Annotated in this window: 29 protein-coding genes; 14 read left to right on the top strand and 15 right to left on the bottom strand. The window is 60.9% G+C overall.

All coding sequences use genetic code 11. The features are described 5' to 3' along the window. Window positions 1-258: 258 nt before the first annotated feature. Genes HBO05_RS00295 through HBO05_RS00275 form a run of 5 tightly spaced genes read right to left on the bottom strand, consistent with a single transcriptional unit; the run spans window position 259 to window position 5,959 of the window. Window positions 259-978 (bottom strand): molecular chaperone, encoded by a 720-nt coding sequence (locus tag HBO05_RS00295; RefSeq protein WP_169955846.1) that lies wholly within the window; start codon window positions 976-978, stop codon window positions 259-261. Next, the gene (locus HBO05_RS00290; RefSeq protein WP_169955844.1) at window positions 975-2,000 is read right to left on the bottom strand and encodes a fimbrial protein; all 1,026 of its coding nucleotides are present in this window, start codon (window positions 1,998-2,000) and stop codon (window positions 975-977) included. Before HBO05_RS00290 ends, HBO05_RS00295 begins: the two co-directional genes overlap by 4 nt. After that, on the bottom strand, window positions 1,997-4,600 hold the full coding sequence (locus tag HBO05_RS00285; RefSeq protein ID WP_172311141.1) for a fimbria/pilus outer membrane usher protein: 2,604 nt from the start codon (window positions 4,598-4,600) through the stop codon (window positions 1,997-1,999). Before HBO05_RS00285 ends, HBO05_RS00290 begins: the two co-directional genes overlap by 4 nt. 18 nt (window positions 4,601-4,618) lie before the next feature. Further along, window positions 4,619-5,368, bottom strand: coding sequence for a fimbria/pilus periplasmic chaperone (locus tag HBO05_RS00280; protein WP_172311139.1), 750 nt, complete (start codon window positions 5,366-5,368; stop codon window positions 4,619-4,621). 27 nt (window positions 5,369-5,395) lie between these two features. Continuing rightward, a complete protein-coding gene (locus tag HBO05_RS00275) occupies window positions 5,396-5,959 on the bottom strand; it encodes a fimbrial protein (protein WP_169955840.1) in 564 nt (187 codons plus the stop codon). Between the two features lie 366 nt (window positions 5,960-6,325). On the opposite strand from HBO05_RS00275, the gene HBO05_RS00270 reads away from it, so the two are divergent. After that, on the top strand, window positions 6,326-7,867 hold the full coding sequence (locus tag HBO05_RS00270) for an EAL domain-containing protein (protein ID WP_169955839.1): 1,542 nt from the start codon (window positions 6,326-6,328) through the stop codon (window positions 7,865-7,867). 198 nt (window positions 7,868-8,065) lie between these two features. Further along, complete coding sequence (locus HBO05_RS00265; protein WP_038441053.1) at window positions 8,066-8,431, top strand: histone-like nucleoid-structuring protein, MvaT/MvaU family; 366 nt, start codon at window positions 8,066-8,068, stop codon at window positions 8,429-8,431. Window positions 8,432-8,633: 202 nt separating this feature from the next. Here the strand turns inward: HBO05_RS00265 and HBO05_RS00260 are convergent, their stop codons facing one another. Continuing rightward, the gene (locus tag HBO05_RS00260; RefSeq protein ID WP_262376899.1) at window positions 8,634-9,170 is read right to left on the bottom strand and encodes a DUF4946 domain-containing protein; all 537 of its coding nucleotides are present in this window, start codon (window positions 9,168-9,170) and stop codon (window positions 8,634-8,636) included. A gap of 200 nt (window positions 9,171-9,370) precedes the next feature. On the opposite strand from HBO05_RS00260, the gene gloA reads away from it, so the two are divergent. Further along, window positions 9,371-9,892, top strand: coding sequence for a lactoylglutathione lyase (gene gloA, locus HBO05_RS00255; protein ID WP_169955837.1), 522 nt, complete (start codon window positions 9,371-9,373; stop codon window positions 9,890-9,892). 127 nt (window positions 9,893-10,019) lie between these two features. Here gloA and ahpF read toward each other — a convergent pair whose 3' ends face one another. The 3 genes from ahpF to HBO05_RS00240 form a co-directional block, all read right to left on the bottom strand. Then, window positions 10,020-11,573, bottom strand: coding sequence for an alkyl hydroperoxide reductase subunit F (gene ahpF / locus HBO05_RS00250; RefSeq protein ID WP_169955836.1), 1,554 nt, complete (start codon window positions 11,571-11,573; stop codon window positions 10,020-10,022). A 126-nt stretch (window positions 11,574-11,699) separates the two neighbouring features. After that, window positions 11,700-12,263 (bottom strand): alkyl hydroperoxide reductase subunit C, encoded by a 564-nt coding sequence (ahpC, locus tag HBO05_RS00245; RefSeq protein WP_010210361.1) that lies wholly within the window; start codon window positions 12,261-12,263, stop codon window positions 11,700-11,702. A gap of 132 nt (window positions 12,264-12,395) precedes the next feature. Next, window positions 12,396-13,328: a site-specific integrase gene (locus tag HBO05_RS00240; protein ID WP_172311137.1), complete on the bottom strand. Its 933-nt coding sequence runs from the start codon at window positions 13,326-13,328 to the stop codon at window positions 12,396-12,398. A gap of 196 nt (window positions 13,329-13,524) precedes the next feature. On the opposite strand from HBO05_RS00240, the gene HBO05_RS00235 reads away from it, so the two are divergent. Further along, window positions 13,525-14,532, top strand: a complete 1,008-nt coding sequence (locus HBO05_RS00235; protein WP_170058064.1) for a DNA-binding protein — start codon at window positions 13,525-13,527, stop codon at window positions 14,530-14,532. Here the strand turns inward: HBO05_RS00235 and gorA are convergent, their stop codons facing one another. Together gorA and galU are read right to left on the bottom strand one after the other, a co-directional pair. After that, complete coding sequence (gene gorA / locus HBO05_RS00230) at window positions 14,533-15,891, bottom strand: glutathione-disulfide reductase (protein ID WP_172311135.1); 1,359 nt, start codon at window positions 15,889-15,891, stop codon at window positions 14,533-14,535. 100 nt (window positions 15,892-15,991) lie between these two features. Then, entirely contained in the window at window positions 15,992-16,831 is an 840-nt protein-coding gene (gene galU / locus HBO05_RS00225; RefSeq protein ID WP_029294645.1) for a UTP--glucose-1-phosphate uridylyltransferase GalU, read from the bottom strand. Window positions 16,832-17,142: 311 nt separating this feature from the next. Here galU and HBO05_RS00220 point away from each other — a divergent pair, with 311 nt between their 5' ends. Then, complete coding sequence (locus HBO05_RS00220) at window positions 17,143-17,328, top strand: hypothetical protein (protein WP_076960784.1); 186 nt, start codon at window positions 17,143-17,145, stop codon at window positions 17,326-17,328. Between the two features lie 144 nt (window positions 17,329-17,472). Continuing rightward, on the top strand, window positions 17,473-17,754 hold the full coding sequence (locus HBO05_RS00215) for a hypothetical protein (RefSeq protein ID WP_169955832.1): 282 nt from the start codon (window positions 17,473-17,475) through the stop codon (window positions 17,752-17,754). 9 nt (window positions 17,755-17,763) lie between these two features. Here HBO05_RS00215 and HBO05_RS00210 read toward each other — a convergent pair whose 3' ends face one another. The 4 genes from HBO05_RS00210 to HBO05_RS00195 all read right to left on the bottom strand — a co-directional run bounded on the left by HBO05_RS00210 (window position 17,764) and on the right by HBO05_RS00195 (window position 20,172). Beyond that, window positions 17,764-17,994, bottom strand: coding sequence for a hypothetical protein (locus tag HBO05_RS00210; protein WP_169955831.1), 231 nt, complete (start codon window positions 17,992-17,994; stop codon window positions 17,764-17,766). Window positions 17,995-18,068: 74 nt separating this feature from the next. Continuing rightward, window positions 18,069-18,992: a c-type cytochrome gene (locus tag HBO05_RS00205; protein ID WP_169955830.1), complete on the bottom strand. Its 924-nt coding sequence runs from the start codon at window positions 18,990-18,992 to the stop codon at window positions 18,069-18,071. Further along, entirely contained in the window at window positions 18,989-19,639 is a 651-nt protein-coding gene (locus HBO05_RS00200; protein ID WP_172311133.1) for a c-type cytochrome, read from the bottom strand. The genes HBO05_RS00205 and HBO05_RS00200 overlap by 4 nt, the downstream gene beginning before the upstream one ends. Window positions 19,640-19,821: 182 nt before the next feature. Continuing rightward, window positions 19,822-20,172 (bottom strand): hypothetical protein, encoded by a 351-nt coding sequence (locus tag HBO05_RS00195; protein WP_029294633.1) that lies wholly within the window; start codon window positions 20,170-20,172, stop codon window positions 19,822-19,824. A 215-nt stretch (window positions 20,173-20,387) separates the two neighbouring features. Between HBO05_RS00195 and HBO05_RS00190 the strand changes: the two genes are divergently transcribed. The 8 genes from HBO05_RS00190 (at window position 20,388) to modC (ending at window position 26,534) form a co-directional block, all read left to right on the top strand. Then, window positions 20,388-20,690, top strand: a complete 303-nt coding sequence (locus HBO05_RS00190) for a DUF1883 domain-containing protein (protein ID WP_003173824.1) — start codon at window positions 20,388-20,390, stop codon at window positions 20,688-20,690. Window positions 20,691-20,716: 26 nt separating this feature from the next. Continuing rightward, a complete protein-coding gene (locus tag HBO05_RS00185) occupies window positions 20,717-20,884 on the top strand; it encodes a hypothetical protein (RefSeq protein WP_169955827.1) in 168 nt (55 codons plus the stop codon). 25 nt (window positions 20,885-20,909) lie between these two features. Continuing rightward, window positions 20,910-21,578, top strand: a complete 669-nt coding sequence (gene alkB / locus HBO05_RS00180) for a DNA oxidative demethylase AlkB (RefSeq protein ID WP_172311131.1) — start codon at window positions 20,910-20,912, stop codon at window positions 21,576-21,578. Between the two features lie 87 nt (window positions 21,579-21,665). Further along, window positions 21,666-22,742, top strand: coding sequence for a bifunctional DNA-binding transcriptional regulator/O6-methylguanine-DNA methyltransferase Ada (gene ada / locus HBO05_RS00175; RefSeq protein ID WP_172311129.1), 1,077 nt, complete (start codon window positions 21,666-21,668; stop codon window positions 22,740-22,742). Window positions 22,743-22,825: 83 nt separating this feature from the next. Beyond that, window positions 22,826-23,890, top strand: coding sequence for a nitronate monooxygenase (locus HBO05_RS00170; RefSeq protein ID WP_172311127.1), 1,065 nt, complete (start codon window positions 22,826-22,828; stop codon window positions 23,888-23,890). A gap of 110 nt (window positions 23,891-24,000) precedes the next feature. Further along, complete coding sequence (modA, locus tag HBO05_RS00165) at window positions 24,001-24,768, top strand: molybdate ABC transporter substrate-binding protein (RefSeq protein WP_172311125.1); 768 nt, start codon at window positions 24,001-24,003, stop codon at window positions 24,766-24,768. Then, a complete protein-coding gene (gene modB, locus HBO05_RS00160; protein WP_172311123.1) occupies window positions 24,769-25,449 on the top strand; it encodes a molybdate ABC transporter permease subunit in 681 nt (226 codons plus the stop codon). Next, window positions 25,449-26,534 (top strand): molybdenum ABC transporter ATP-binding protein, encoded by a 1,086-nt coding sequence (modC, locus tag HBO05_RS00155; RefSeq protein ID WP_172311121.1) that lies wholly within the window; start codon window positions 25,449-25,451, stop codon window positions 26,532-26,534. Before modB ends, modC begins: the two co-directional genes overlap by 1 nt.

The following is a 26,534-nucleotide window of genomic DNA, read 5'->3' as shown; positions in this document are numbered from 1 at the left end:
ATTAATTGCCAGCAAGGATGAGGTGGGCAGGTGGCGCACAGGAAATGCCCCGCACGCTGCGGGCGAGGAAGTCACCGTAGATGAGTTGGAACCCGAGTAGCTTCATGGTTGAGTCATTCTCTTACGGGCGTCTCTGACGGACGAGGCCTGCATGGAAACAGGCGCTTATTCTTGTATGCGTAAACGGATTCTACACAGCGTAAACAGCTTTGTCCGTATTCCTTATCAAATCCTTATGCCCGTACGGACGCAAGGGGTTTATTGCACAGTGTGCGCTACATGAGTGCGGGTGTTGCCATGGTCGTCCAGGGTGGTGAAGTGCACCAGCGCCGCGACCGACGCCTGCCCTGGCGCGCCATGCAAGGTAACGATTGCACTGGATCGGGGGGCAAGCATCGGCGGGTCATCGTTGCGGTACTGGCGCCCCTCGCTCCCCAGCACAATGCTGGTCAAGCTCACATGGTAGGCACTGGCGTTGTGCACATGCAGAGTGCCCGCCTTGGGCAAGCGCCACTCCAGGCCTTCGACGGCATCCTCCGCTCGCCCTGGCAACAGTGGCGGGCGCAGGAACAGTTTGATGCGGCTGCGCAAGGCGAACTGCACGCTGTGGGACACATCCGTCTGCGGCGGGATACCCAGTACGTTGAGCCAATACACCTGCTCCACGCCCCCCTGCGCCGGCTCGCCATCATAGGCCACGCGCAACGCCTGGGCCTGGCCGGCGTCCATGCGCAGGATCGGCGGGGTCACGGTGAACGGTACGTCACTGTATTCAGGGCGCACCAGGGGGTCGCCTGCGTCAATCCAGACCTGTACCAGCCGTGGGTTATCCGCCTCATTGCTCAGGTTGAGCGTGACCTGGCCCACGGCTGCGGGGTAAATCAGGCGGGTGCGGTCAAGCACGATTTCCCCATGGGCACTCCAGGCCAGCAGCCAACCCAGTACGCCCGCTGCCAGACGTGCCCAGGCCCCGCTCATCGGTAGCTCAAGGTAAAGGTGGCCAGTCCCTTGGCCGTGCCGGGATGCACGGTAGGCTCGGTTTGCAGGTACCGCGCCGTCAGCGGTATGCGAACCGTGCCATTGCCCGTACTGCCGGCCGACCATTGGTTGGGGTTGCCAATACCACTGGCGTCCGGCCCGTAGCTGACGACGGCGTTGCCGTGCAGCAGTTGCAGGGCGAGGCCACGGGCGGTGGAATCTTGCGTCAGCGTCAGGCGCTCGCCACGGTTGGCCGGTTGAGTTTGGTCGGTGAGTGTCACCCACACATCCAGCCTGCCCCCTGTGCCGCCCGCGCACTGCAACTCAATCTCGCGGCTAGCACCACCGGCGACGCTGCCCACGCCGGTGAACGCGGTGGCTGCCACGCTGCCCAGATCGATCGGCACCGAGGGTGTGGATACCGAACAGGTAGGTTTCAACGGCGGCCCCACCACCACGGTGGCGAAGGTGAACAAATGGACCGCGTGAAAATCAGGATGGACCCTGAACTCTGCAAAGGGCTGCGCGAATACCACCCCACCCTGGATCGCACCGGTGACAAAAAACACCACGCGCACGCGCACGCCCCAGGAGGCCAGGCCGGGACGTAGCGGCCCGCGCAGGATCGACACGCCTTGATTGATGCTTTTCCATTCACCGCCATCGCGGTCCTGTGCCATCAAGCCATAGCCCACACCTTGCAGGCCGGTGGTAAAGATCGGCAGCGATAACCCGGAGAGGCCAAAATACTTGCCAGTAAAGCGCATGTTCCTTGCCACGCTGATATACGACCAATGATCCACGCTCACGCCCACGCCATAGGTGCAATCCTGCGCGTCTGGGGATTGCAGCGCATAGCCCTGGGGGTCGCCCAGCACTTGGCCCACCCGGGGGTTAGCCGGCACGCTGATGGAGGCAATCGAAAGCGCCACGGGGGGCGCGGGCGTGCAACTGGCATTGGCGTGCACCTCGGCGGCGGCCAGCAGCGCGAGCAGGCCAAGAAGGCATGCCTTGGCGCTCATCGTGCGGTCACCTCGCGCCCGGCCGCCACGCCTACGCATTGCCCTTGCAACAGGTCGGCGTGGGCTTGGCGCCGCGTTGCCTGGGGTTGCAGGCGATAGTGGATGTAGCAACGGTCAGCGGCGGTCTCGCTCCACTTCACAGTGAGCGTGCCCTGCTCGGCAATGCCCCTGACAAAGGCCTTGCTGGCCTGGCCAATCACCCCGACTTCGCTGCCGTGCTCATCAAACACCTGGGCGGCGAATGGCAACGGCTTGCCGTTCTCGCGCAGGGCCTTGACCACCACTGCCCGCCCGACCACCGTGGCAAAGCGCAAGCGGGCGATGGCCCCGGCGGTGGGCACGATGCGTTGGCTGGTCTCTTGCAGTTCCACGTCATAGGCGCTGCCCTCGGGGTCGATACCCACGGTATTGGCCTGGAACGCCCGCAGCGACGGCACCACGGCGTAGCCGTTGCGTTCGACCCGCAGGTGATTGCCATTGCTCAACCGTGCACCCTGGGCAGCGGGCACATGGACCAGGGCGGCCGCCTCGCCGAGGTAGTGCGAGAACGTCAGGCCGTCTGCATGGGCCACCAGGCCGCCGTCGGCGCTCAATGAAAGCTGGCTGCTGTCGCGGTTCTGCCCATACCCCAGCCGCAGGGCGGCCGTGCTGGCGTTGTACCCGGCATAGGCATTGAAACTGCCCTGGCTCGCCCCCTCGGCCGAGGCGGGGGTGCCGGCGATGCCGTAGTTGAGCGTGGCGTCATCATCGAGCATGCCGTTGATGCCCAGTTGTTGCTGGCTGCCGCGACTGCCTCCGGTACTGCGAATCAAGGTGCTGGTCAGGCTCGGTGCGCGCGGGCTGCTGCCCAGGGGCAGGGACACTGTCAGCATCACGCGATTATCGACGTGGCCGGCGTTATCCGAACGGGCCAGCAATACCGGCGCGTGTTCGTCTTGATGATTGCTCCGGTCTGGGGCTTGGACCCGCGAACGCTGGGCGCTGAGGTTCCAGTTGAGGCGGCGCCAACTGGCGCCATAACTCAGGTGATACGCGGTTTCGCGCCCCAGGCGCGGGCCCCAGTATTGGGTCGAACTGGCATAGAACCCCAGGGTGCCCGCCCCCGCCTGCTGGCTGATGGTCAGGTCCAGGCGCGTCTTTTGCCGGGCGTAGCTGCCAATATCCTGGCCCCGGCGCCCCAGCTTCCGCACATTGACTGCGTCGGTGAGGTTCAGGTAGCCCTCGGTGGAAAAACGATAGGCGCCCAATACCAGGTGCGTACCGGTTTGCGACAGTTGCCGGTCGAAGCCCAGGCCGACGTTCTGCCCCGACAGCACCCCCTGCCCAGGGACATGCGTGCGCGAATCGGTGGCGTCCAGCGAAAATGCACCCAGGGTGGTATTCAGCGCCACACCCGCTTTGCCCTGGGCGTAACCTTCAGAAAAACTGCTGCCGCCATACAGCGTCAGGTCGTCCAGCAGACCATGCTGGAGTGTCCCTTCAAACGCCAGGGGGGCCCGGCCCTCGACGCCATTCTGGCGGACCTGGCCCAGGGTCATGCCGTACCGGCTGGCGCTGCGCCGCAGCAGGTGCGGTGCCACGGAAAACGGCACGCTGTAACTGTATTGGCGACCGTCGACTTCCTTGACGCTGACGCTCAGGTCGCCGCCACCTGTGGGGTACAGGTCGTTGATCACAAACGGACCGGGGGCCACGGTGGTTTCGTAGAGCGTATAGCCGTTCTGACTGACGGTGACGGTGGCATTGCTGTCGGCCATTCCTCGCACCACTGGCGCATAACCCTGTTGCGAAGGCGCCAGCATTTGCTCGTCGGTGCCCAGGCTGAGGCCACGCATGCGGGTACTCTCAAGGATCTGCCCACTGCTGAAGCTGTCGCCCAGGGTCAGGCGCGATTGCCAGGCCGCGAGGCTGCGTTGCACATAGATCGCGCTGCTCTGGTAGCGCTCGGCACCGCTTCGCGAGTTCCAGGCCTGCGCGCCCTGGTGGCGCAAACGCCAACTGCCGAGGTTGAGGCCGGTGTTGAGCCCCAGGTAGGCCCGGTCTTCGCCACTGCCGGCGGTCATGGTCGAGGCGCTGAAGTTGTAGCTGAGCAAGCCGGCATTGATGCCTTCGTCCCATTGGCGGGGGTCGATGGCATCACGGGCCGTCGGGGTCAGGTAGAGCTGGGGCACGCTTAGGGCCAGCTGCAGCGCACCGCTATCGACGCTGCTGGAGGCCATGGGGATCCATTGGCCAAGATCCCCGCACAATGGGCCTGGGGAGACGGGCTGGTTTGGCACCACGCCCAGTCGGGTCAACAGCGGCCAGTCCAGGCACGGCACGACGTCGTCGTGCACCGCAATAAAGTCCAACGCATGGCGCCCAGCAGGCGCGCCGTTGAGCGTTACATCGACCCGGTACTTGCCGGGCGCCAGGGTGTCGTGGCGGTTGAAGCGGGAAATATCCACGCCCGCTGCAAGGCCACTGGAAAACGCCTCAAGGTCGAAGGTGACCGAAGCTGCCAGGACCTCGGGGCAGATCAAGGCCACCACCATTGCGGGAAAGTACAGGGCACGCAGGGCAATCCCCCCCCGCGCCCACAGTTGCAGGTAAAAAAACATAAGTCAGGCTTCGCGTTACTAAAGAGGCGCCCAGCGCGGCACGGAGAAACCACCGAAATCGTCGATGTACTGGAATTGCACCCGGGCGTCGGCGGGCACCGTCTGCACCAGAGGAGGCAGGGCAAGGTCGAGGCTGGCATAGGGCGCGACCATGCCTTGCTGTTCGGTGGGCACCGCTTGGCCACCCATCACCAGCGCGACCTCATGGAATGTCACATGGAAGGGCGACGGGTTGGTTACCCGCAGCACCGCCGGCTTGCCGGTATGCAAGGTCCAGGTCAGTTGCCCCGGCGCATCATGGGCGTTGCCCGCCAGGCCCCGGGGCCGGAAAAACACCTTGGTGCGAATGCGAAAGGCAAACCGCAGCTGGTTCTGGCGCTCCTCCTCGGCCTCGGTTTGCGCCGGTTGGGCCTGGGGCGGCACCTCCAGCACGTTGAGCCAGAACAGCGACTCCCTGTCCCCGGCCAGCGGCTCCCGGGTATAGGCCAGGCGTATGGACTGGCTCTTGCCCGGGTCCAGGCGAAACACCGGCGGGCTGATACTGAACGGTACCTCACTGTGTTCCGCCAACTGCCGTGCATCACCGTCGTCCATCCACACCTGCACCAGGCGTGCGGCCTGTTGATCATCGTTGCGCACCTGTACGGTGATTTCCCTGCGCACCTCGGCGTAGACCTGGCGTGTACCACTTAGGATCACCCCGGCCTGTGCCTGCGCGAAGGCCAGGCACAGGCACAGCGCAACCTTTAGGCGTGATAGGCAACCCATGCTGCGTACCCTCGGTTTTTCAGGCGATCAGGGAAAGATCACCGAGTACTGCACCGCCGTAGTCACCAGCCCGACTCCCGCCGCGCCGCCGGTGGCGATATAACGTGCCGCAAAGGGCATGGTCGCCAGCCCGCCGGTGACCGTGGCCGTGGTCGAGGCGTGGCCGCTGCGCAAATCCATGGGCCTTTGGGTTGCACCGTCGACAATTTGCACTTCCACTTTGGCCGCCGCAGTCTTGGGCGCGGTATTGCGCAAATTGCCCGTGGCCGGGTTGATGGCCGGGCTGGTGCTCTCATACAGCACCGCCACTTTGGTCGCATCTGCGCAACTGGCGCCGCCGCCCACGTAGATAAAGAACGGTTTGGAGCTGGCGGTTGCCCCCGCCGTGGACAGGGCGCTGGCCTGGACCTTGTCGAGGACTACCGGGAAGTTCGCCCCGGAGCCTGGGGCACCGCCGGTTCCACCGCTGATGGTGCAGGTGGTGCCGGTGATTTCGCCGGTCAGGGTGATGGTGCCGTCGGCAGCAGAGGCCGTAGGTATGACGAAACCACAAGCAAGCAGCAGGGCAATGGCCAGGACATTATTTTTCATTACGCACGTGTTCCTATGTGTTAGATCGAGCCCCGCTCAAACGCCACGCAGGCATAAGCCCGCCCGCGCAATTTGGGCTTGATGACGCGAAAGAGTTGGTTTTTGAATGCAGCGTCTATATGGGGCTGCAGTTTTTTTGACAAGCATTGATCCAGGCAATAACGCAATAGACCAATCAGCTTTTCCTCGTCAAAATATGTTGCAAAGTTTGGCAAGGTTGAAAAACACGCACAACTGGCCAAGTAGCTAGGTCAACGCGTTTAAAGTGCTTATTTCCATAGGGCAACTATCATTTCATTCGTGTATCTGACGCCTCGCCTGTAGCCGTTGCCAGGCCCCTCCCTCATTCTGCTACAGGCCGCGTAAATGCCACTCACCATCAAAGGCCCGCGCAAGCGCGCCGCCCGCTACTTGATCACGGTCCTGTGCGGCATGCTGCCGATTCTGCTAGGGGTGGTGATCCTGTACCTGCAGGCCCAGCGCACCCTGGAAAACAGCACCGCGCAGACGGCTATCGAGGCCGTGCGCCAATTCGACCTGATGCTCGACAACACCGCCCTCGCCGCCCAGGACCTACTGCCGCTGGCGGGCCAGGACTGTGACAATGCGGCAAAACTGGCGCTGCGCGAGCAAGTCACCCGGCGCCCCTTTGTCCGCGCAACCACCCTGTCGTTTAAAAAGTCCATTTATTGCAGCTCTTTGTTTGGCGGCGACTATGTGTCACCGGTCAACCCAGACGATTACGTCAATGGTCGCCTGTGGCTGATGAAGGGCAACCCCGTCACCCCCGATACCGCCTTGTTGGTTTATCGGCTGGTGGACGGCGACAAAGCGGCGTTTGCCTCGATTGACGGTTACCACCTGACAAACGCCCTGCGCCTGATCAGCCGTTATGCCGACCTGGTATTGCAGGTCGGGCCCAATTGGCTGGGTAGCGACGGCAAAGTGCGCGACACTGCGCTACCGGTGTTTGCCGTGGCCCATCACCACCTCGACTCCCAGCGTTACGCCTACAGCGTGGAGGCCGGCATGCCCGAAGGGGAAGTCTGGCGTTACATGCAAGCCCGCTACCCGCCACTGTTCAGCCTGCTGGTGTTTTTCGGCGTATTGGCCGGCGTGCTCGCGCACTGGCTGCAAAAGCGCTCCAGCGCACCGACCCATGAACTGCAGCGGGCGCTGGGCGCCAATGAATTCGTGCCCTATTACCAACCGGTGGTGCGCGGTGACAACCTGCAATGGGCCGGCTGTGAAGTGCTGATGCGCTGGAAGCATCCAAAAGAAGGCCTGGTTCGCCCGGACCTGTTTATTCCCCTGGCCGAGCATTCAGGGCTGATTGTGCCCATGACCCGGGCATTGATGCGCCAGGTGGCCACACAGCTTGCACCCCATGCCGATCGCCTGGGCGGTAATTTCCATGTGGGGATCAATATCACCGCCCGGCACTGCCAGGACCTGGAGTTGGTGCAGGACTGTCGGGAATTTCTCGCGGCCTTCCAGCCCGGGCAAGTCCTGTTGACCCTGGAGCTGACCGAACGCGAACTGATCGAGCCCACCGACGTGACCCGCCAGCTGTTCCAGGCCCTGCACGAACTGGGGGTGATGATCGCCATTGATGACTTCGGCACCGGCCACTCCAGCCTGGGTTATTTGCGCAACTTCAATGTTGACTACTTGAAGATTGATCAAAGCTTTGTGGCAATGATCGGGGCCGATGCTTTATCGCGGCATATACTCGATAGCATCATCGAGTTATCGGGCAAGCTTGACTTGGGCATCGTCGCCGAAGGCGTGGAAACCCAAGAGCAATGCGATTATCTGGCAGCGCAAGGCGTGGACTTTTTGCAAGGTTACCTGTTTGGCCGCCCAGTGCCTTTTGACGCATTCATTAAGTCTTTGCGTGGTGCTTGAATATCGATCTAGCATCATCATGAAATATTGTTATTTATACAAAGGACATGATTTACTCGTGGCTCATTAACTACTACAATTTTTCCTGCCTGTGCTGAATCGGCAGGAGAGCCACTTTTACCGAGTCATGCTGAGGCTCTTGGCTTATAGCTTTGTTTACAGTTGGTATCAGCCAAATACACTATTGGAGTAAATATTTTGTCCAGACTCGCCGAATTTCGTGCCGCAGAAAAAGCCCTTCAAGAGCAGCTCGCCCAGCTGGAATCCCTGAAGAACGATGCTGGCTTGAAGAAAGAAATCGAATTTGAAGAAAAGCTTCAAGGGCTGATGAAAACCTACGGCAAGAGCCTGCGTGACATCATCTCCATCCTTGATCCAAACCCGGGCAAATCGGGAATCCAAGCGGCAGCCGCACCTAAAACCCGCCGCGCACGCGTGGTCAAGGTGTATCACAACCCACACACTGGCGAACTGATTGAAACCAAGGGCGGCAACCACCGCGGCCTGAAGGCCTGGAAAGAACAGTATGGCGCAGCCACTGTAGATTCCTGGTTGCGCGGCTAATACCGGCGCACTAATAAAAAGCCTCGCAGATGCGGGGCTTTTTTGTTTGTGCACTGCGATTTCGCGGCCCGTGGCTTTGGAACGTGGACTTCTAAACACATTCCACTTGGTACAAATTCACCGACCAGTGGCTGTACGCTGCGCCCTTATAGTTATGTGTTTTTTTGTAACTGCGCCATGTCAGGCATCTAGCCATCGCCCATCAAAGTTTCAGGCTTGCACGTACCTCACTGACTTCTTCCTTGCTCGACTCATAGGCTTGAGCTTGCCCGGCGTATGAAAAAACATAGGCCTTATTCGCATCAACAGCGCCTATCAGTGTTTGCGAGAGCACATGCCGACCATTCTCGGTAATCACGCAGGTAGTTTCCAGGGCCTCAAGATGACTCAAGGTAGTCGGGTGCATCTTGTTGCAGACACTTTGATAACCACTGCGGGCAAAGTCCTTCTGGATGGACTTGCGCATTTCCAGCAGCACACCTTGCAGATTGACCACATGCCCAGGCTCGATCGGGGTGCCCGTCAGCTCCATGACCATCTGTGTCTCGCCGTTTTCGTTGTTCTTTATCGCACGTTGGCGAGATACCGGCGACGGTGTGGCCGGTGCATCGGCATCCGCCACCACTTCCTCCACCTGCCAGCCGCTGGGCCAGTGAATCTCGGGATCTGCCGCCAGCACAGCAGTACTGGCCAAGATCAGGCACACGGTGCTCAACAGCGGTTTGTTCAGTCGGCTCATTGCAAAAAACACTCGGAGTTCAAGCCGCAAAGTTTGAGCCTGCACGTAGGATAGTCGCAAGGCCCGTGTCAGCTTTTTCATTTGGCGTGGCTGGCGCGGCTTGCGTATCATGGCCCGGCTGCACGGATGCCTGTCAGCCGCAAGCCAAAGGACCGCTCAAGTCACGAGCCGCGTCTGCCCCATTTTTTTCTGGAGGGCCCATGAGCCTGCACGAATTGAACACCTTCCCGGGCGTCACCGCCCAACCCGACACCGCCACTGCGAACTTCGTGTTCAACCACACCATGCTGCGGGTCAAGGACATCACCAAGTCGTTGGACTTCTACACCCGCGTCTTGGGTTTTTCCCTGGTTGAGAAGCGCGACTTCCCGGAAGCCGAATTCAGCCTGTACTTCCTCGCCCTGGTCGACAAGGCGCAGATCCCAGCCGATGCCGCCGCACGTACCCAGTGGATGAAGTCGATCCCGGGCATCCTGGAACTGACCCACAACCACGGCACCGAGAACGATGCCGACTTTGCCTACCACAATGGCAACACCGACCCGCGCGGGTTTGGCCATATCTGCATTTCGGTGCCGGATATCGTGGCGGCCTGCGAGCGGTTTGAAGCGTTGGGCTGTGACTTCCAGAAGCGCCTGACGGATGGGCGCATGAAAAGCCTGGCGTTTATCAAGGACCCGGACGCGTACTGGGTTGAGATCATCCAGCCAGCACCGCTGTAAACCGGCTTGATGCCCCAGCAGGAGGGTATCACCGTGGTGTTTGCCTGCACCGCAGGCAAACCAGCGCCCACAAAAGCAACGGCCACAAAAAACCCATGATCTCTCATGGGTTTTTTAGTTTCAGGCCTTACGCTCGGATCAGGTGATCAAAAGCACTCAAGGAAGCCTTGGCGCCCTCGCCCACCGCAATCACGATCTGCTTGTACGGCACCGTAGTCACGTCACCTGCGGCAAACACGCCTGGCAGTGACGTCTCGCCACGGGCATCGACAATGATCTCGCCACGGGGCGACAACTCCACCGTGCCCTTGAGCCAATCGGTATTGGGCAGCAAACCGATCTGCACAAAGATGCCTTCCAGGTCGATGGTCTTGAACTCGCCAGTATCGCGGTCCTTGTAGGCCAGGCCGGTGACTTTCTGGCCATCACCCTTGACCTCGCTGGTCAGCGCACTGGTGATCACATCAACGTTCGGCAGGCTGTAGAGCTTGCGTTGCAATACCGCGTCGGCGCGCAACTTGCTGTCGAACTCGAGCAACGTGACATGGCTGACAATACCGGCCAGGTCGATGGCCGCTTCAACACCGGAGTTACCGCCGCCGATCACCGCCACGCGCTTACCCTTGAACAGCGGGCCATCGCAGTGTGGGCAGAAACACACACCCTTGGCCTTGTACTCCTGCTCGCCCGGCACGCCCATTTCGCGCCAGCGCGCACCGGTGGCCAGGATCACGGTCTTGGACTTGAGGGTCGCCCCGCTCTCGAAGCGAATTTCGTGCAGCTCACCGGGATTTTTCGCCGGGATCAGGCTGCTGGCGCGCTGTAGGTTCATGATGTCCACGTCGTACTGACGCACGTGGGCTTCCAGGGCGCTGGCCAGTTTCGGGCCTTCGGTTTCCTGTACCGAGATAAAGTTCTCGATGGACATGGTGTCCAGCACTTGCCCACCAAAACGCTCGGCGGCCACCCCCGTGCGGATACCTTTACGCGCGGCGTAGATAGCCGCGGCAGAACCTGCCGGGCCACCACCGACGACGAGTACATCAAAGGCGTCCTTGGCGCTGATTTTCTCGGCCGCTTTTTCGATACCGCTGGTGTCGAGCTTGGCGAGAATTTCTTCCAGGCCCATGCGGCCCTGGCCGAAGTTCACACCGTTGAGGTAGACGCTGGGCACTGCCATGACCTGGCGCTCGTCGACTTCAGCCTGGAACAGTGCGCCGTCGATAGCGACGTGGCGGATGTTCGGGTTGAGCACAGCCATCAGGTTCAGCGCCTGGACCACGTCCGGGCAGTTCTGGCAGGACAGCGAGAAGTAAGTCTCGAAGCTGAACTCGCCTTTAAGGCTGCGAATCTGCTCAATCACTTCGACACTGGCCTTCGACGGGTGGCCACCGACTTGCAGCAGGGCCAGCACCAACGAAGTGAATTCATGACCCATGGGGATGCCGGCAAAACGCAGGCTGATATCGGCACCCGGGCGGTTGATGGAGAACGATGGCTTGCGCGCGTCATTGCCATCGGTTTTCAGGCTAATCAGCGTGGTGAGACTGGTTACGTCCTGCAAAAGGGCAAGCATTTCCTGGGATTTCGCACCGTCGTCGAGGGAGGCGACGATCTCGATCGGCTGGGTGACCCGTTCCAGGTATGACTTCAACTGAGCTTTAAGATTGGCGTCCAACATACGGGCGATTTCCTATTTCAAATCAATTCGGTAAAAAAAAACGCCCGAGCGAATCTCGCCCGGGCGTTTTTGAGGGCGGTGCGGCTTACTTAAGGTGCGGCAATCCGCCCTTGATACTTCACAGACTTAGATCTTGCCGACCAGGTCCAGGGACGGAGCCAGGGTAGCCTCGCCTTCTTTCCACTTGGCTGGGCACACTTCGCCTGGGTGGGCAGCAACGTACTGGGCCGCCTTGATTTTGCGCAGCAGTTCGGAAGCGTCACGACCAACACCGCCGTCGTTCAGCTCAACGATCTTGATCTGGCCTTCAGGGTTGATCACGAAGGTGCCACGGTCTGCCAGGCCAGCTTCTTCGATCAGCACGTCGAAGTTGCGGGAGATGGTCAGGGTCGGATCGCCAATCATGGTGTACTGGATCTTGCCGATGGCTGGCGAGGTGTTGTGCCAGGCAGCGTGGGCAAAGTGGGTGTCGGTGGACACGCTGTAGATCTCGACGCCCAGTTTCTGGAATTCGGCGTAGTTGTCAGCCAGGTCTTCCAGTTCGGTTGGGCAGACGAAAGTGAAGTCGGCTGGGTAGAAGAACACGACAGACCACTTGCCTTTCAGGTCAGCGTCCGACACGTCTACGAAGTTGCCGTTTTTGTAAGCGGTGGCTTTGAACGGTTTTACTTGGCTGTTGATGATAGGCATCGTTGACTCTCCGTCAGGGGTTAGTAAGTTGATGGGTGAATCCTACCCAGTCTCATCGCCGATGGCTCATTGGCAAACCTGATGCTTGCGATTGGTTTTGGCTATCAACCAGCTGTATTAATAGAAGAAATCTTAAAGCAGCGGGTCGCGGGCCTGAGTCATGCCAAGAAAGGGCGTCGCTTCAACATAGCGCATGGCTGACTTCATGTCCTTCCAGCCGACATACGTCATCAGCGACTTCAAATCCCAGCCGCTGCGATGGGCCCAGGTGGCAAAGCCACGGCGCAGGGAGTGGCTGGTGTATTGCTCGGCGGCAATGCCGGCCCGCCCGAGGGCCTGGCGCAGCAGCGGGATCACGCTGTTGGCATGCAACCCCTCCTCACCCAGGTTGCCCCAGCGATCGATCCCGCGAAACAGCGGGCCGCGCACCAGGGCCGAGGCACTCAGCCATTCGCTATAGGCCTGTACCGGGCACAGGCGCAGCAGCGCCGGGGTTTGATAGGTCTGGCCGAGGTTCTCGCGGTCGCTCTTGCTGCGCGGCAGGTACAGGGTGATGCCCGCGCCTGGTACCGCCTGGACATGCTCGATCTGCAAACGGCACAGCTCATCACTGCGAAAGCCGCGCCAAAAGCCCAGCAGGATCAAGGCCGTGTCGCGCTTGGCACGCAGCCAGCGCGGTCGATCGCCCTCTGCCCGCGCCTGCTCGGCATCGCGCTCAAGCCAGCCGACCACCTGCTCCAGATGCTGGAGCTGCAAGGGTTCGGCCTGTTTTTCCTGGGCCGGGTGCAAGGCGCGAATGCCCTTGAGCACCTTGCGCACCACCGGCGCCTTGGTCGGATCGGGAAAACCCTGGCTGGTGTGCCATTGCGCCAGCGCCGAGAGCCGCAGTTTCAGCGTATTGACCGCGAGCATCCCGGCATAGGCCACCAGGTATCGGGCCACGCTGTCGCTGGTGGCAGGCAGGAAGCCGCCCCAACTCACCTCAAAGTGCTCGATGGCAGCGCGATAGCTGCGACGGGTGTTATCGCGGGTGGCGGCGTTCAGGTATCGATCTAGTTCACTCATGCCGCGATCGCCGGCAAGCCGGCTCCTACAGAGGTTGGTGTACGGGGACTGCGCCCGGAGAGGGTCCGGCAAGTCATGACACGGGATAATACGCCAATATCCCATCTGTTAAATGGTGAATTTCAACGCGTTTTAATTCGTGATATAGTATGTATATACATAATACATACCACAGTATCAAATCGACGGAGACCCTATGGCTCGCGGTGGCATCAACAAAGCAGTAGTTCAGACGGCACGCCTGGCAATTCTCGCCCGCGGCGAAAACCCCAGCATTGATGCGGTGCGCATCGAAATGGGTAATACCGGCTCGAAAACCACCATTCACCGCTATTTAAAAGAGCTCGACGAGAGCGAAACCCGCCTCACCATCACCGAAGCCCCCATCGACGACGAGCTCGGCGAACTGGTGACACGCCTGGCCCAGCGCCTGAAAGAGAAAGCCCAGGAGCCCATCGACCTGGCCCTGGCCCAGTTCGAACAGCAAAAAAGCGCCCTGCTCGCCCAGGTAGAAGCGCTTGAAGCCGCACACAGCCAACTCCAGCAGCAATTTGATATCCAGGGCACCGCCCTCGCCGAAGAAAGCGCCGCGCTGCAAACCGCCAGCACCAGCCTGCAGACCGAGCAAACCCGTAACGCCGGGCTTAGCCAGGCGTGCAGCGACTACGAGCTACGGCTCTCGGACAAGGACGAACAGATTCGTTCGCTGGAAGAAAAGCACCTGCACGCCCGCGATGCCCTTGAGCACTATCGCAATGCCATCAAGGATCAGCGCGAGCAGGAGCAGCGCCGTCACGAAGGCCAGTTGCAACAACTGCAGGCTGAATTACGCCAGGCACAACAGAGCGCCCTGGTGCGCCAGGACGAGATCACCCAACTGCATCGCGACAATGAGCGGCTATTGATTGAACACCGGGTTACGGCGAAGGAATTGGCTGCCCTGCAGGAGCAAAGCCGCAAGGCTCAGGCCCAGCAACTCAAGCTGAGCGAACAGGTGAGCGTGATCGACAGCGAACGCACCCTGCTCCAGGAGCGCCTGCGGGTAGCGGTGCTGGACAGCCAGTCACGCCAGGAGGCACTGGCCGAGCAACAGCACAGCTACAAAGCCGTGGAACTGGACCTGATCAAGGCCCAGGCCACCATCGAGGCGCTGCGCCTGGCTGCCGTCGTTGCAACGACGCCAGAGGCAGCGGCCCAGGCCTGATCAGCCAGCCACTGGCGTGCGCATGGTGACGAATTCTTCCGCCGCCGTAGGATGCACGCCGATGGTCTCGTCGAAATGCTGCTTGGTCGCCCCCGCCTTGAGGGCGATCGCCAGGCCCTGGACGATCTCGCCCGCATCCGGCCCGACCATGTGGCAACCCAACACCTTGTCGGTGTCGGCATCGACCACCAGCTTCATCAGGGTGCGCTCCTGGCACTCGGTCAGGGTCAACTTCATCGGCCGGAAGCGGCTTTCGAAGATCTGCACGTTATGCCCATCGGCCCTAGCCTGCTCTTCGCTCAAGCCTACGGTGCCGATGTTCGGCAGGCTGAACACCGCCGTCGGGATCATCGCGTAGTCTACCGGGCGGTATTGCTCCGGCTTGAACAGGCGACGCGCCACGGCCATGCCTTCGGCCAATGCCACAGGCGTCAACTGCACGCGACCGATCACGTCGCCAATGGCCAGGATCGAAGGCTCGGCGGTCTGGTACAGGTCGTCGACCGCGACAAAACCACGCTCGTCCAGCTTGACCCCGGTGTGCTCCAGGCCCAGGTTATCCAACATCGGGCGCCGCCCGGTGGCGTAGAACACGCAATCGGCCTCCAACACACGACCGTCCTTCAGGGTGGCCTTGAGGCTGCCACCGGCCTGTTTGTCGATACGCGCGATATCGGCGTTGAATTGCAGGTCCAGGCCGCGCTTGGTCAGTTCTTCCTGCAAATGCTTGCGCACCGCACCATCGAAGCCACGCAGGAACAGATCGCCGCGATACAGCAGCGATGTCTGTGCGCCCAGGCCATGGAAAATCCCGGCAAACTCCACCGCAATATAACCGCCGCCCACCACCAGCACACGCTTGGGCAGCTCTTTAAGGAAGAACGCCTCATTGGAGCCAATAGCGTGCTCGTGCCCCGGAATCTCGGGAATCTGCGGCCAGCCGCCAGTGGCGATCAAGATATTCTTGGCGGTGAAGCGCTCTCCATTGATCTCGACCTCGTGCGCCCCGGTCAGGCGCGCGTGGCCTTCGTGAAGGGTCACGCCACTGTTGACCAGCAGGTTGCGGTAGATGCCATTGAGGCGATTGATCTCGCGGTCCTTGTTGGCTATCAGCGTCGCCCAATCAAAGTCCGCCTCGCCCAGGGACCAGCCAAAACCGCTGGCCTGCTCGAAGTCTTCGGCAAAGTGCGCGCCATAGACCAGCAGCTTTTTCGGCACACAGCCCACATTCACACACGTCCCGCCCAGGTAGCGGCTTTCCGCCACGGCGACCTTCGCGCCAAACCCTGCGGCAAAGCGTGCCGCCCGAACGCCACCGGAACCGGCGCCAATTACATAAAGATCAAAATCGTAGGCCATTTCACTCTCCTCGGCAGGGCATCAGGATACCCGCTTGTACCCAAAAAACCAGAAAGCCACCCGAAGGTGGCTTTCTTGAGACTCAACAGGCCATGCTTAATCAGTAAGCCTTGCCAGTCTTGTAGAAGTGCTCGTAGCAGAAGTTGGTCGCCTCGATGTAGCCTTCGGCGCCACCGCAGTCAAAACGACGACCCTTGAACTTGTAGGCAATGACGCAACCGTCCTTGGCCTGCTTCAACAATGCGTCGGTGATCTGGATTTCGCCGCCCTTGCCTGGCTCGGTTTCTTCGATCAGCTTGAAGATATCCGGGGTCAGGATGTAGCGACCGATGATCGCCAGGTTCGACGGGGCATCTTCCGGCGCTGGCTTCTCGACCATGTCGCGCACACGGATCAGGCCATCGCCAATATCGTCGCCAGCGATCACGCCGTACTTGTTGGTTTCCGAAGGATCGACTTCCTGCACTGCAACGATGGTGCAGCGGTATTTCTGGTACAGCTTGACCATCTGGGTCAAGACGCCGTCGCCTTCCAGGTTCACGCACAGGTCGTCCGCCAGGACCACGGCAAACGGTTCGTCACCGATCAGCGGGCGACCGGTGAGGATGGCATGACCAAGACCTTTCATCTGGGTTTGACGGGTGTAGGAAAACGAGCACTCGTCGAGCAGCTTGCGGATACCGACCAGGTATTTTTCCTTGTCGGTGCCCTTGATCTGGTTTTCCAGTTCATAGCTGATGTCAAAGTGGTCTTCCAGGGCGCGCTTGCCACGACCGGTGACGATGGAGATTTCGTTCAGGCCGGCATCCAGTGCCTCTTCGACGCCGTACTGGATCAGTGGCTTGTTTACCACCGGCAGCATTTCTTTAGGCATGGCCTTGGTCGCTGGCAGGAAGCGAGTGCCGTAACCGGCTGCTGGGAACAAGCATTTCTTGATCATATAAGTCCTTAATAAGGGCTGTGCGTACGAAATTCGGCGCAGTCTAATCAGGCCGCAGCCACCTTACAATGGGCGCTGCTGGCGTTGCGATGTCAACATAGAGAAAAAATGTCGGCGTTAGTTCCGCCCATGTTCAAACAAGCGGCCCCAACGGCACCGGAGAAAACCCAGCATCCCCTGATTTCAAAGGGCCATATCCTTTTTAGCACGCTTTATGGGGTTCGGCACTGACCTGCAACAACTTACGCGCCCCCATGGCATTTGGCGCTATCATTGCCAGCTTGAACACCAGACCACGAGATTGTTAATAGATGTCAGAACCCAAAGGCGTAAACGGCTACCTGATCACCAAGCGAGCAGACGGCTGGCACCTGATCAACTTTCACGGCGACAGCGTTGCCGGCGTATTCGCCACCGAAAGCCAGGCGATTGCAGTAGCCGAAGTATTTGTGGATGAAGCCGGCCACGCGTCAAGCAAGCGACCAAAGGGCAAGTAAGCCTCTGCGGTTGCGCATGAAGCCCCGGTGAACGGGGCTTTTTTGTGATTGTCTGTACCTTGATGGCCGTTCGCTATAATCTCGCTGAAACGCCCCACAACAGTGTCAGCGCGCCCCTTAACACTTCTCAACGACGAACTTTACATGAACAAGATCCTGGCACTGACCTCGGTACTGGCGCTCGCCGGCTGCACCACCACTTCCGACATTTACCTGAAAAACGGCGAACAAGGCCTGACCATTGACTGTTCGGGCGAGGCCAATTCCTGGGCCAGTTGCTACGAAAAGGCCGATGCCTCCTGCGCCGGCACCGGTTACCGCATCGTCGGCACCGAAGGCACGCCAGCCTTGAAGGAAAGCGACAAGACCCTGGGCGCCGATGTGGGCAACTTCAAGGGTCGCAGCGTAGTGGTGGTCTGCAAGTAAGCTAGGCGGCTACATGTGAATCTCGGCGAACTTGATGCCGAGGCTGCGAATGGTGTCGATCAGGTCATCGAGTTTTTCAAAGGATTCGACCTCGTCCTGGTCATCCACCAGGAAAAAGCTGCGCCCGCCGCTTTTCTTGAAAAACACGATCCACTCCCCTGAATTGGCCGGATTTTGAATCACATGGGTCGCAGAGATATGACCCTCTGCATGCCGCTCTTTGACGCGCTCACGTTTCATAATTGCTTTTCCAGAATGACAATGCCGCTCAAACCCCGGGGTTTGAGCGGCATTTTTTGTGTTCAGGCAACAGTTTAACGGATGCCTTGGCCAATCAGCACGCCGTCTACCGTTTGCCCGTACAGGTTCACCCCATCATTGGCATGGAACTTCACGCGGGTTTTCTCCACCGAGCCATCTACCAGGCGCGGATCCTGCGGGCGCTCATGGCGGTTGACATAGGCCGCTACGTCCCAGGCCTGCTGGTCGCTCAAGCTGCCGCCCTTGCCCAGCGGCATGTTGTGCTTGATGAAGGACGCTGCGGTGTTGACCCGATGCATACCGGCGCCCCAGTTGTAGGAATCCTTACCCCACAACGGTGGCATCACGTAGCTGTCGCCCACCTTCTGCCCCTGCCCTTCGGCGCCATGGCACACCGCACATTGCGCCTTGTACACCTCGGCACCCTGCGCGAGGTTGTAGCCTTTGGCCGGTTGTGGGACCTCCGGGTAACCACGCCCCGGCAACTCCACGCCCAAGGGTGCCTTGCTCGCCAGCCAGTAGGCATAGGTCGACAGCGCAGCAATCTCATGGCTGTCCGCTGCCGGTGGCGTGCCGCCATCCATGCTGAACTGGAAACAGCCCTGCAGGCGCTCGGCGAAGGAATTGACCTTGTCATTCTTCTTACGGTACGCCGGGTACATGGGGTACGCCCCCCACAGAGGCGTGGAATTGGCCAGGCGCCCCTGATCCAGGTGACAGTTGCTGCAATTGAGGCCGTTGCCGACAAACTGCGGCGCCAGGCGCTTGGTATCGACGAACAACGCATAGCCCTGCATCACCAACTTGCCGTAGGCGTTGTCAGGCAGTTCGCTTTCCTGGGGCGGCTGGAACGCCTTGGCGGCGGGCACCGCAGCCGGCACCTGCAGTTGCGACTGATCTTCCATGGCAATCGGTGCGGCCAACGCCGGCACACTGATCAACGCGGCCAACACGGGTGCAAATGACAGATTCTTCATGGCTTGACCTCCTGGCCAGGCAAGGAGGCGAAGTAATTGGCGATACCCTGCACTTCGTCATCCGTCAGGGATTTGGCCACGTGCCCCATCAGGTCATTGGGGTCGTTGTGCCGAGTGCCACCGCGCCAGGCATTGAGCTGGGCAGCCAGGTAGGCCGCGGACTGTCCGGACAGCGGCGGGAACGCCTCGCCAACCCCCACGCCCGAGGGGCCATGACAGCTGACGCACGCCGGAATCTGCCGTTCCCAGGCGCCTTGCAGCGCCAGTTTTGCAGCGGGACTGTTCGGCGTAGCACTACGATGGCCGACGGCCACGGCAGGTGCCGGCATCGCCGCCAGTGTCTGGGTCACCGCCGCGATTTCTTCCTCGGTAAGCGCCTTGGCCAGCGACGTCATCACCGGGTTGCTGCGCGTGCCACTCTTGAAATCATGCAGTTGCTTGCTCAAATAAGCCGCCGGCAACCCCGCAAGCCTCGGAAAACCCGCAGCAGCCAACCCCAGGCCATCCGCCCCGTGGCATGCCATGCACGCCGCTGCGCCAGGCTGCGCGCCACCTTCACTGAATATCTTGTTGCCCTCCAGCGCCTGCGCGCTGCCGAGCATGAGTAGCAAGGCGCCACCCATCAACACTCTCTCCACAGACATCATCACGACTCCATTTTTATAGTTATATGCTTAGACCTACAATGCATAAGCCTACAAATGGTAGGGTAATGAGCCGACAGTCACAACCGCCATGTAAGAAATTGCCGACAATAAAAAGCCCGGCACTGCAACCGCAGGCCGGGCTTTTTGATCGGAGTTGATCGCGTATGAGCGGCGTCGTGGACTCAGCCGGAAATACAGTCTTCCGCAGCTTTTTTCACGTCACCCGGACGAATCGGCACATTGGACATGCTCTCGTAGAGCTTGATGCTGCTTCCGCTGGAGCGGTCTTCAATCTCGAAAATGGCCGACGGGTCAGCCGAAAACTTCTGCGGCACAATCACCCGCACACCTTCCTTGTGAGGCTCGATCTGCGACGGACGACGGGTCGACGACAGTTTCTGCACCACACACGCCGCGTATTCCTGCGGTTTTTTCCCGGAGATAACCGCCAGGGTTGGCGGTGTCTGCTTGATGTCTGAAACCGAAGCACATCCACCTATTGCCAGGGCCAGAACCAATACACTCCACTTCATACAAAACCTCCGATAAAGACCCTACGACAGCGGAGATGGTATTTTTCTCCCGCCCACGTAGGATTTATCCCTGATATATCGGTAAATAACTGTTTTAAATTGTCGAAGACGTCGACGACGACCCGATAATAAACGTGCTGGGGCTGATAAACTCCATCTTAACCTACGTATCGTTCTGATTTTTCAGAAAAAGCCCTTCTGGAGACACCCCCCCCATGAAATTCATCCACCAGCGCGAACACTTGAACGAAGGGGATATTGTCGTCATTGAATGCTCCCAGACCTGCAATATCCGCCTGATGAGCGATGCGAATTTTCGCAGCTTCAAAAATGGCGGTCGCCACACTTATCACGGTGGCGCCTTCGACAAGTTCCCGGCCAAGATCACCGCGCCAAGCACCGGGTTCTGGAACATCACCCTGGATGTGGTGACGCGCCGTGCCATTAGCGTTACCCGCAAGCCAGCGTTGTCCCATAAGATCCGCATTGTTCGCCGCACCAGCACCAAACTCAGCTGATTGCCACCCAAGCCACAGGAATCACCGTGACTCAAACCACCAAATACGTCATCAAGTACAAACTCAACGGCGAACGCCGCTTCGAATTTGCCCAACTGCACGCGGCGAGCATCGAAGAGGCCCAAGAGGCCTTGGCGAAAATTCACGATGCCAGTGACGAAATCACTGAGATCACCGTGAGCAAGGCCCTGTAAAACCACGACCAATACCGGAGTGATTGTGCAACCTGATTCCACGGGCGACCTGTTCAGCGACGAGGCCTTGCAACAACCGGCCCGTCGCGAGCAAATCGGCGAACAATCCTACGTCCTAAGGGGCTATGCCCTGCCCTGGCTTGAGCGTGTATTGCCCGAGCTTCGTGCCGTCCTCGCCCAGTCACCGTTCCGGCAGATGGTCACCCCCGGTGGCTTTACCATGTCGGCGGCCCTGAGCAGTTGCGGCGAACTGGGCTGGACCACCGACCGCCAGGGCTATCGCTACAGCCCTCTGGACCCCGAGCGCCAACAACCCTGGCCGAGCATGCCGGCCGTGCTACGTGAACTGGCGATCGACGCGGCCAGGGCTGCCGGCTTCGACGGCTTTGCACCCGACGCCTGCCTGATCAACCGCTATGTACCCGGCGCCAGAATGTCCCTGCATCAAGACAAGAACGAGCGCGACTACAGCGCCCCGGTGGTCTCGTTGTCCCTGGGGCTGGCGGCGGTGTTTCTGTTTGGCGGCCATCAGCGCAGTGACAAGACACAGAAGATCTCGCTGTTCCATGGCGACGTAGCGGTCTGGGGCGGCGTCGATCGCCTGCGCTTTCATGGCGTGCTGCCGATCAAGGAAGGCGTGCACCCGCGCATGGGGCCGCAACGGATCAACCTGACGTTTCGCAGGGCCGGCTGACCCCGGTGAATTCCACCGCAAGCAACGGAGTGCCCGGGCGCCCGCGGTTTATTATCCTGGCCACTGATCCATTGCCGAGCTATTGCCATGAGCACTGAAGATGATCTGCGCTGGGCAGCCATTGTCGCCCGCGACGCCACGGCCGACCTGGCCTTCGTCTACGGGGTCAAGACCACCGGCGTGTATTGCCGCCCCAGCAGCAGCGCACGTCAGCCACTGCGCAAGAATGTCGAGTTTTTCGACACACCGCAGCAAGCCGAAGCCGCCGGGTACCGCCCCAACAAACGCACCTCGGCCGACCAGACCCAGGTTGCGCAACGCCATGCGCACCTGGTTGCCGCCGCTTGCCGTCATATCGAACAGGCCCAGACCCTGCCCGCCCTGGAAGACCTGGCCAACGGCGCCGGCTTGAGCCCGTTCCACTTCCACCGCGTGTTCAAGACCCTGACCGGGCTGACACCCCGGGGCTATGCCCGCGCCCATCGCTCACGCAAGGTCAGGGCGCACCTGCAGGACAGCCAGTCGGTGACCGATGCGCTGTACGACGCGGGTTTCAACTCCAACAGCCGCTTCTACGCGTCAGCCGACCAGTTGCTCGGCATGAAGCCCAGCGACTACAAAGCCGGTGGCATCCATAACGATATTCACTTTGCCGTCGGCGAGTGTTCCCTGGGGGCGATTCTGGTGGCGCAGAGCAATCGCGGGGTCTGCGCGATCCTCCTGGGTGACGACCCGGACCAACTGGCGCGCGACCTGCAAGACCAGTTCCCGCAGGCCAATGTGATCGGTGCCGACCCCGGATTTGAGCAGTTGATTGCCCAGGTGGTGGGGTTTATCGAGGCGCCTGCCCTGGGCCTGAACCTGCCCCTGGACCTGCGCGGCACCGCCTTCCAGGAGCGGGTCTGGCAGGCACTGCGGGAAATCCCGGTGGGCAGCACCGCCAGCTACGCCGAGATTGCCAAGCGCATCGGCGCACCCAGCGCCTTTCGCGCCGTTGCCCAGGCGTGCGGCGCCAACAGCCTGGCCGTGGCGATTCCCTGCCACCGCGTGGTACGCAGCGATGGCCATCTATCGGGTTACCGTTGGGGCGTGGAGCGCAAACAGCTGTTGCTCCAGCGCGAACGCCACACCCCGCATGAACCACAGCCGGCGTCCAGTGAATAATACAGACTGGCCTTGCCCCGGCCGGCCCTGTTAAAAGGGCCGGGCAGCCCTTCCTGAGCGTTCCATCATTGGAGAAGCGATCCATGAGCACCTGGCCAGACACCCGCATTCTCGACCTGCTGGGCATTGAATTGCCGATCATCCAGGCGCCCATGGCCGGCAGCACCAGCCCCGAGATGGTGATCGCCGCGAGCCAGGCCGGGGCGCTGGGCTCGATGCCCACGGCCACACTCAGCATCGAGCAACTGCGCCAGGCGTTGACCACCATTGCCCAGGCCAGCGCCCGCCCCTTGAACGTCAACTTCTTCTGCCACCGGCCACCGGCCCCCAACCCCGAGCGGGATCGCCAGTGGAAGGATTTGCTGGAGCCCTACTACCGTGAGCTGGGCGCAGATTTTGACGCGCCCACCCCGCTCTCCAACCGCGCACCATTCGACAATGCCAGCTGCGAGGTGGTGGAAGAATTCCGCCCGGAAGTCGTCAGCTTCCACTTTGGCCTGCCGGAAAAAGCGCTGCTGGACCGGGTCAAGGCCACAGGGGCGAAAGTGCTGTCGTCCGCCACCACCGTCGAGGAGGCGATCTGGCTGGAGCAGCACGGCTGCGATGCAATCATCGCCATGGGGTATGAGGCCGGGGGGCATCGCGGGATGTTTCTCAGCGACCGCCTCACCAGCCAGATCGGCACAATGGCCCTGGTGCCGCAGATCGTCGATGCAGTCAGCGTGCCGGTAATCGCCGCCGGCGGGATTGGCGATGCGCGGGGTATGGTTGCCGCGTTCGCCCTCGGCGCCTCGGCGGTGCAGATCGGCACGGCCTATCTGTTCACGCCCGAAGCCACTATCACCCCCGCCCACCATCAGGCATTGCACAGCGCCCAGGCCAGCGAAACGGCACTGACCAACCTGTTCACCGGCCGCCCGGCGCGGGGGATCATCAATCGCGTGATGCGCGAACTTGGGCCAATCAATCCCACCGCCCCGGCGTTTCCCTTGGCCGGTGGTGCATTGCTGCCGTTGCGCGCCCTGGATGCAGCCGACTTCAGCAGCCTGTGGGCCGGCCAGGCGCTGCGCCTGGGGCAAGACCTGTCCACCCGCGAGCTGACCCTGAGCCTGGCCCGCCGGGCGCTGGCGCAACTCAACAAGGGCTAGACCCCTGAGACAACTTTGCACTGTACCGACGATGGCGAACCGCTATATATTCCCATACATAGCGATTAACTATAACAAGCCGCCACGTCGGCACCCCAAGGAGCTGCTTCATGATGATTCGCGCCCAACGCCTGGCCCCCACCGGCCTGGCCACCCTGATCGCCCTCTTCACCTTGGGCGCAGCCCACGCCGATGAAGTGCAAGTGGCCGTCGCCGCCAACTTCACCGCGCCGATCCAGGCGATCGCCGCCGACTTCGAAAAAGACACCGGGCACAAACTGGTCGCCGCCTACGGGGCCACCGGGCAGTTCTATACCCAGATCAAGAACGGCGCGCCGTTTGAAGTGTTCCTCAGCGCCGACGACACCACCCCGCAAAAGCTCGAAAGCGAAGGCGACACCGTCAAGGGCTCGCGCTTCACCTATGCCGTGGGCACCCTGGCGCTGTGGTCGGCCAAGGAAGGTTATGTAGATGCCAAGGGCGCGGTGCTGCAAAAAAATGAATACCTGCACCTGTCCATCGCCAACCCGAAAGCCGCACCCTACGGCCTCGCGGCTACCCAGGTCCTGGCCAAGCTGGGCCTGACCGACAAGGTCAAGAGCAAACTGGTCGAAGGCCAGAACATCACCCAGGCCTATCAGTTTGTGTCCACCGGCAATGCCGAGTTGGGCTTTGTCGCCTTGTCGCAAATCTATAAAGACGGCAAAGTCAGCAGCGGCTCGGCGTGGATCGTGCCGGGCGAGATGCATGACCCAATCAAACAGGACGCCGTGATCCTCAACAAAGGCAAGGACAACCCGGCTGCCAAGGCACTGGTTGACTACCTCAAGGGGCCGAAAGCCGCTGCCGTTATCAAATCCTACGGTTATCAACTGTAAATGCCACTATCGAATGCCGATTTTTCCGCGATCTGGCTGACCCTGAAACTGGCGTCGCTGACCACCGTGATTCTGCTGATTATCGGCACTCCCATCGCTCTGTGGCTGTCGCACACCCGTTCCTGGTGGCGCGGGCCGATTGGCGCGGTGGTCGCCCTGCCCCTGGTGCTGCCGCCGACGGTGATTGGCTTCTACCTGCTGCTGACCATGGGTCCCCATGGCTACCTCGGGCAGTTCACCCAATGGCTGGGCCTGGGCACCCTGACCTTCAGCTTCGCCGGCCTGGTGATTGGCTCGGTGATCTATTCCATGCCGTTTGTAGTGCAACCGCTGCAAAACGCGTTCTCGGCCATCGGCAGCCGTCCCCTGGAAGTTGCCGCGACGTTGCGGGCCAATCCCTGGGATACATTTTTCACGGTGATCCTGCCGCTGGCCCGCCCCGGCTTTATCACCGCGTCGATCCTCGGCTTCGCCCATACCGTGGGCGAGTTTGGCGTGGTGCTGATGATCGGCGGCAATATCCCCGACAAGACCCGCGTGGTCTCGGTGCAGATCTACGACCACGTCGAAGCCATGGAATACGCCCAAGCCCACTGGCTGGCCGGGGCCATGGTGGTGTTTTCTTTCCTGGTGTTGCTGGCGCTCTACTCCAGCCGTAAAACCAAAGCGGGTTGGAGCTGATGTCGATGATTGAGGTGCGCCTGCAACTGCACTACTCCGGATTTGCCCTGGACGTGGACCTCAAGCTGCCAGGGCGCGGCGTCACCGCGCTCTACGGGCATTCGGGTTCGGGCAAGACCACGTGCCTGCGCTGCATTGCCGGGCTGGAACGGGCCGGCGATGGATTTGTGCAAATCAACGATCAGGTCTGGCAAGACAGCCGCAACGGCGTGTTTGTGCCGCCGCACAAGCGCGCCCTGGGTTATGTATTTCAAGAAGCCAGCCTGTTTCCCCACCTGTCGGTGCTGGCCAACCTGGAGTTCGGCCTCAAGCGGATCCCCAAGGCCCAGCGTCGCGTGGACATGGCCCACGCCACGCAATTGCTGGGGATCGGCCACCTGTTGGATCGCCACCCCCAGCATTTGTCCGGCGGTGAGCGCCAACGCGTAGGCATCGCCCGCGCCCTGCTCACCAGCCCGCAGCTATTGCTGATGGACGAACCCCTGGCCGCCCTCGACAGCCAGCGCAAAGGCGAGATCCTGCCCTACCTGGAACGCCTGCACGATCAACTGGAAATCCCGGTGCTGTACGTCAGCCATGCCCAGGATGAAGTGGCGCGCCTGGCCGATCACATTGTCCTGCTCAGTGAGGGCAAGGCCCTGGCCAGCGGGCCGATTGGCGAAACCCTGGCGCGGCTCGACCTGCCGCTGGCCCTGGGCGACGATGCCGGCGTGGTGATCAACGGCACGGTCAGCGAGCATGACGCCCATTACCAACTGCTGACCCTGCAATTGCCCGACAGCCCACTGCAAATGCGCGTGGCCCACGCGCCGCTGGAGCTGGGCAAACACTTGCGGTTCAAGGTGCAGGCCCGGGACGTGAGCCTCAGCCTGCAACCTGGGGAGCACAGCAGTATCCTCAATTGCTTGCCCGTGACCGTGACCCAGGAGATCCCTGCCGATAACAGTGCGCATGTGCTGGTACGGCTCGACGCGGCGGGTACGCCGCTGCTGGCGCGCATCACCCGTTATTCCCGGGACCAGTTGCAAGTGCATCCCGGCCAGGCGTTATGGGCACAGATCAAGGCGGTCGCCGTACTGGCTTGA

The sequence above is a fragment of the Pseudomonas sp. WS 5079 genome, from assembly GCF_012985465.1.
In the GTDB taxonomy this organism is placed as follows: domain Bacteria; phylum Pseudomonadota; class Gammaproteobacteria; order Pseudomonadales; family Pseudomonadaceae; genus Aquipseudomonas.
This window is presented reverse-complemented; position numbering and strand designations above follow the sequence as displayed.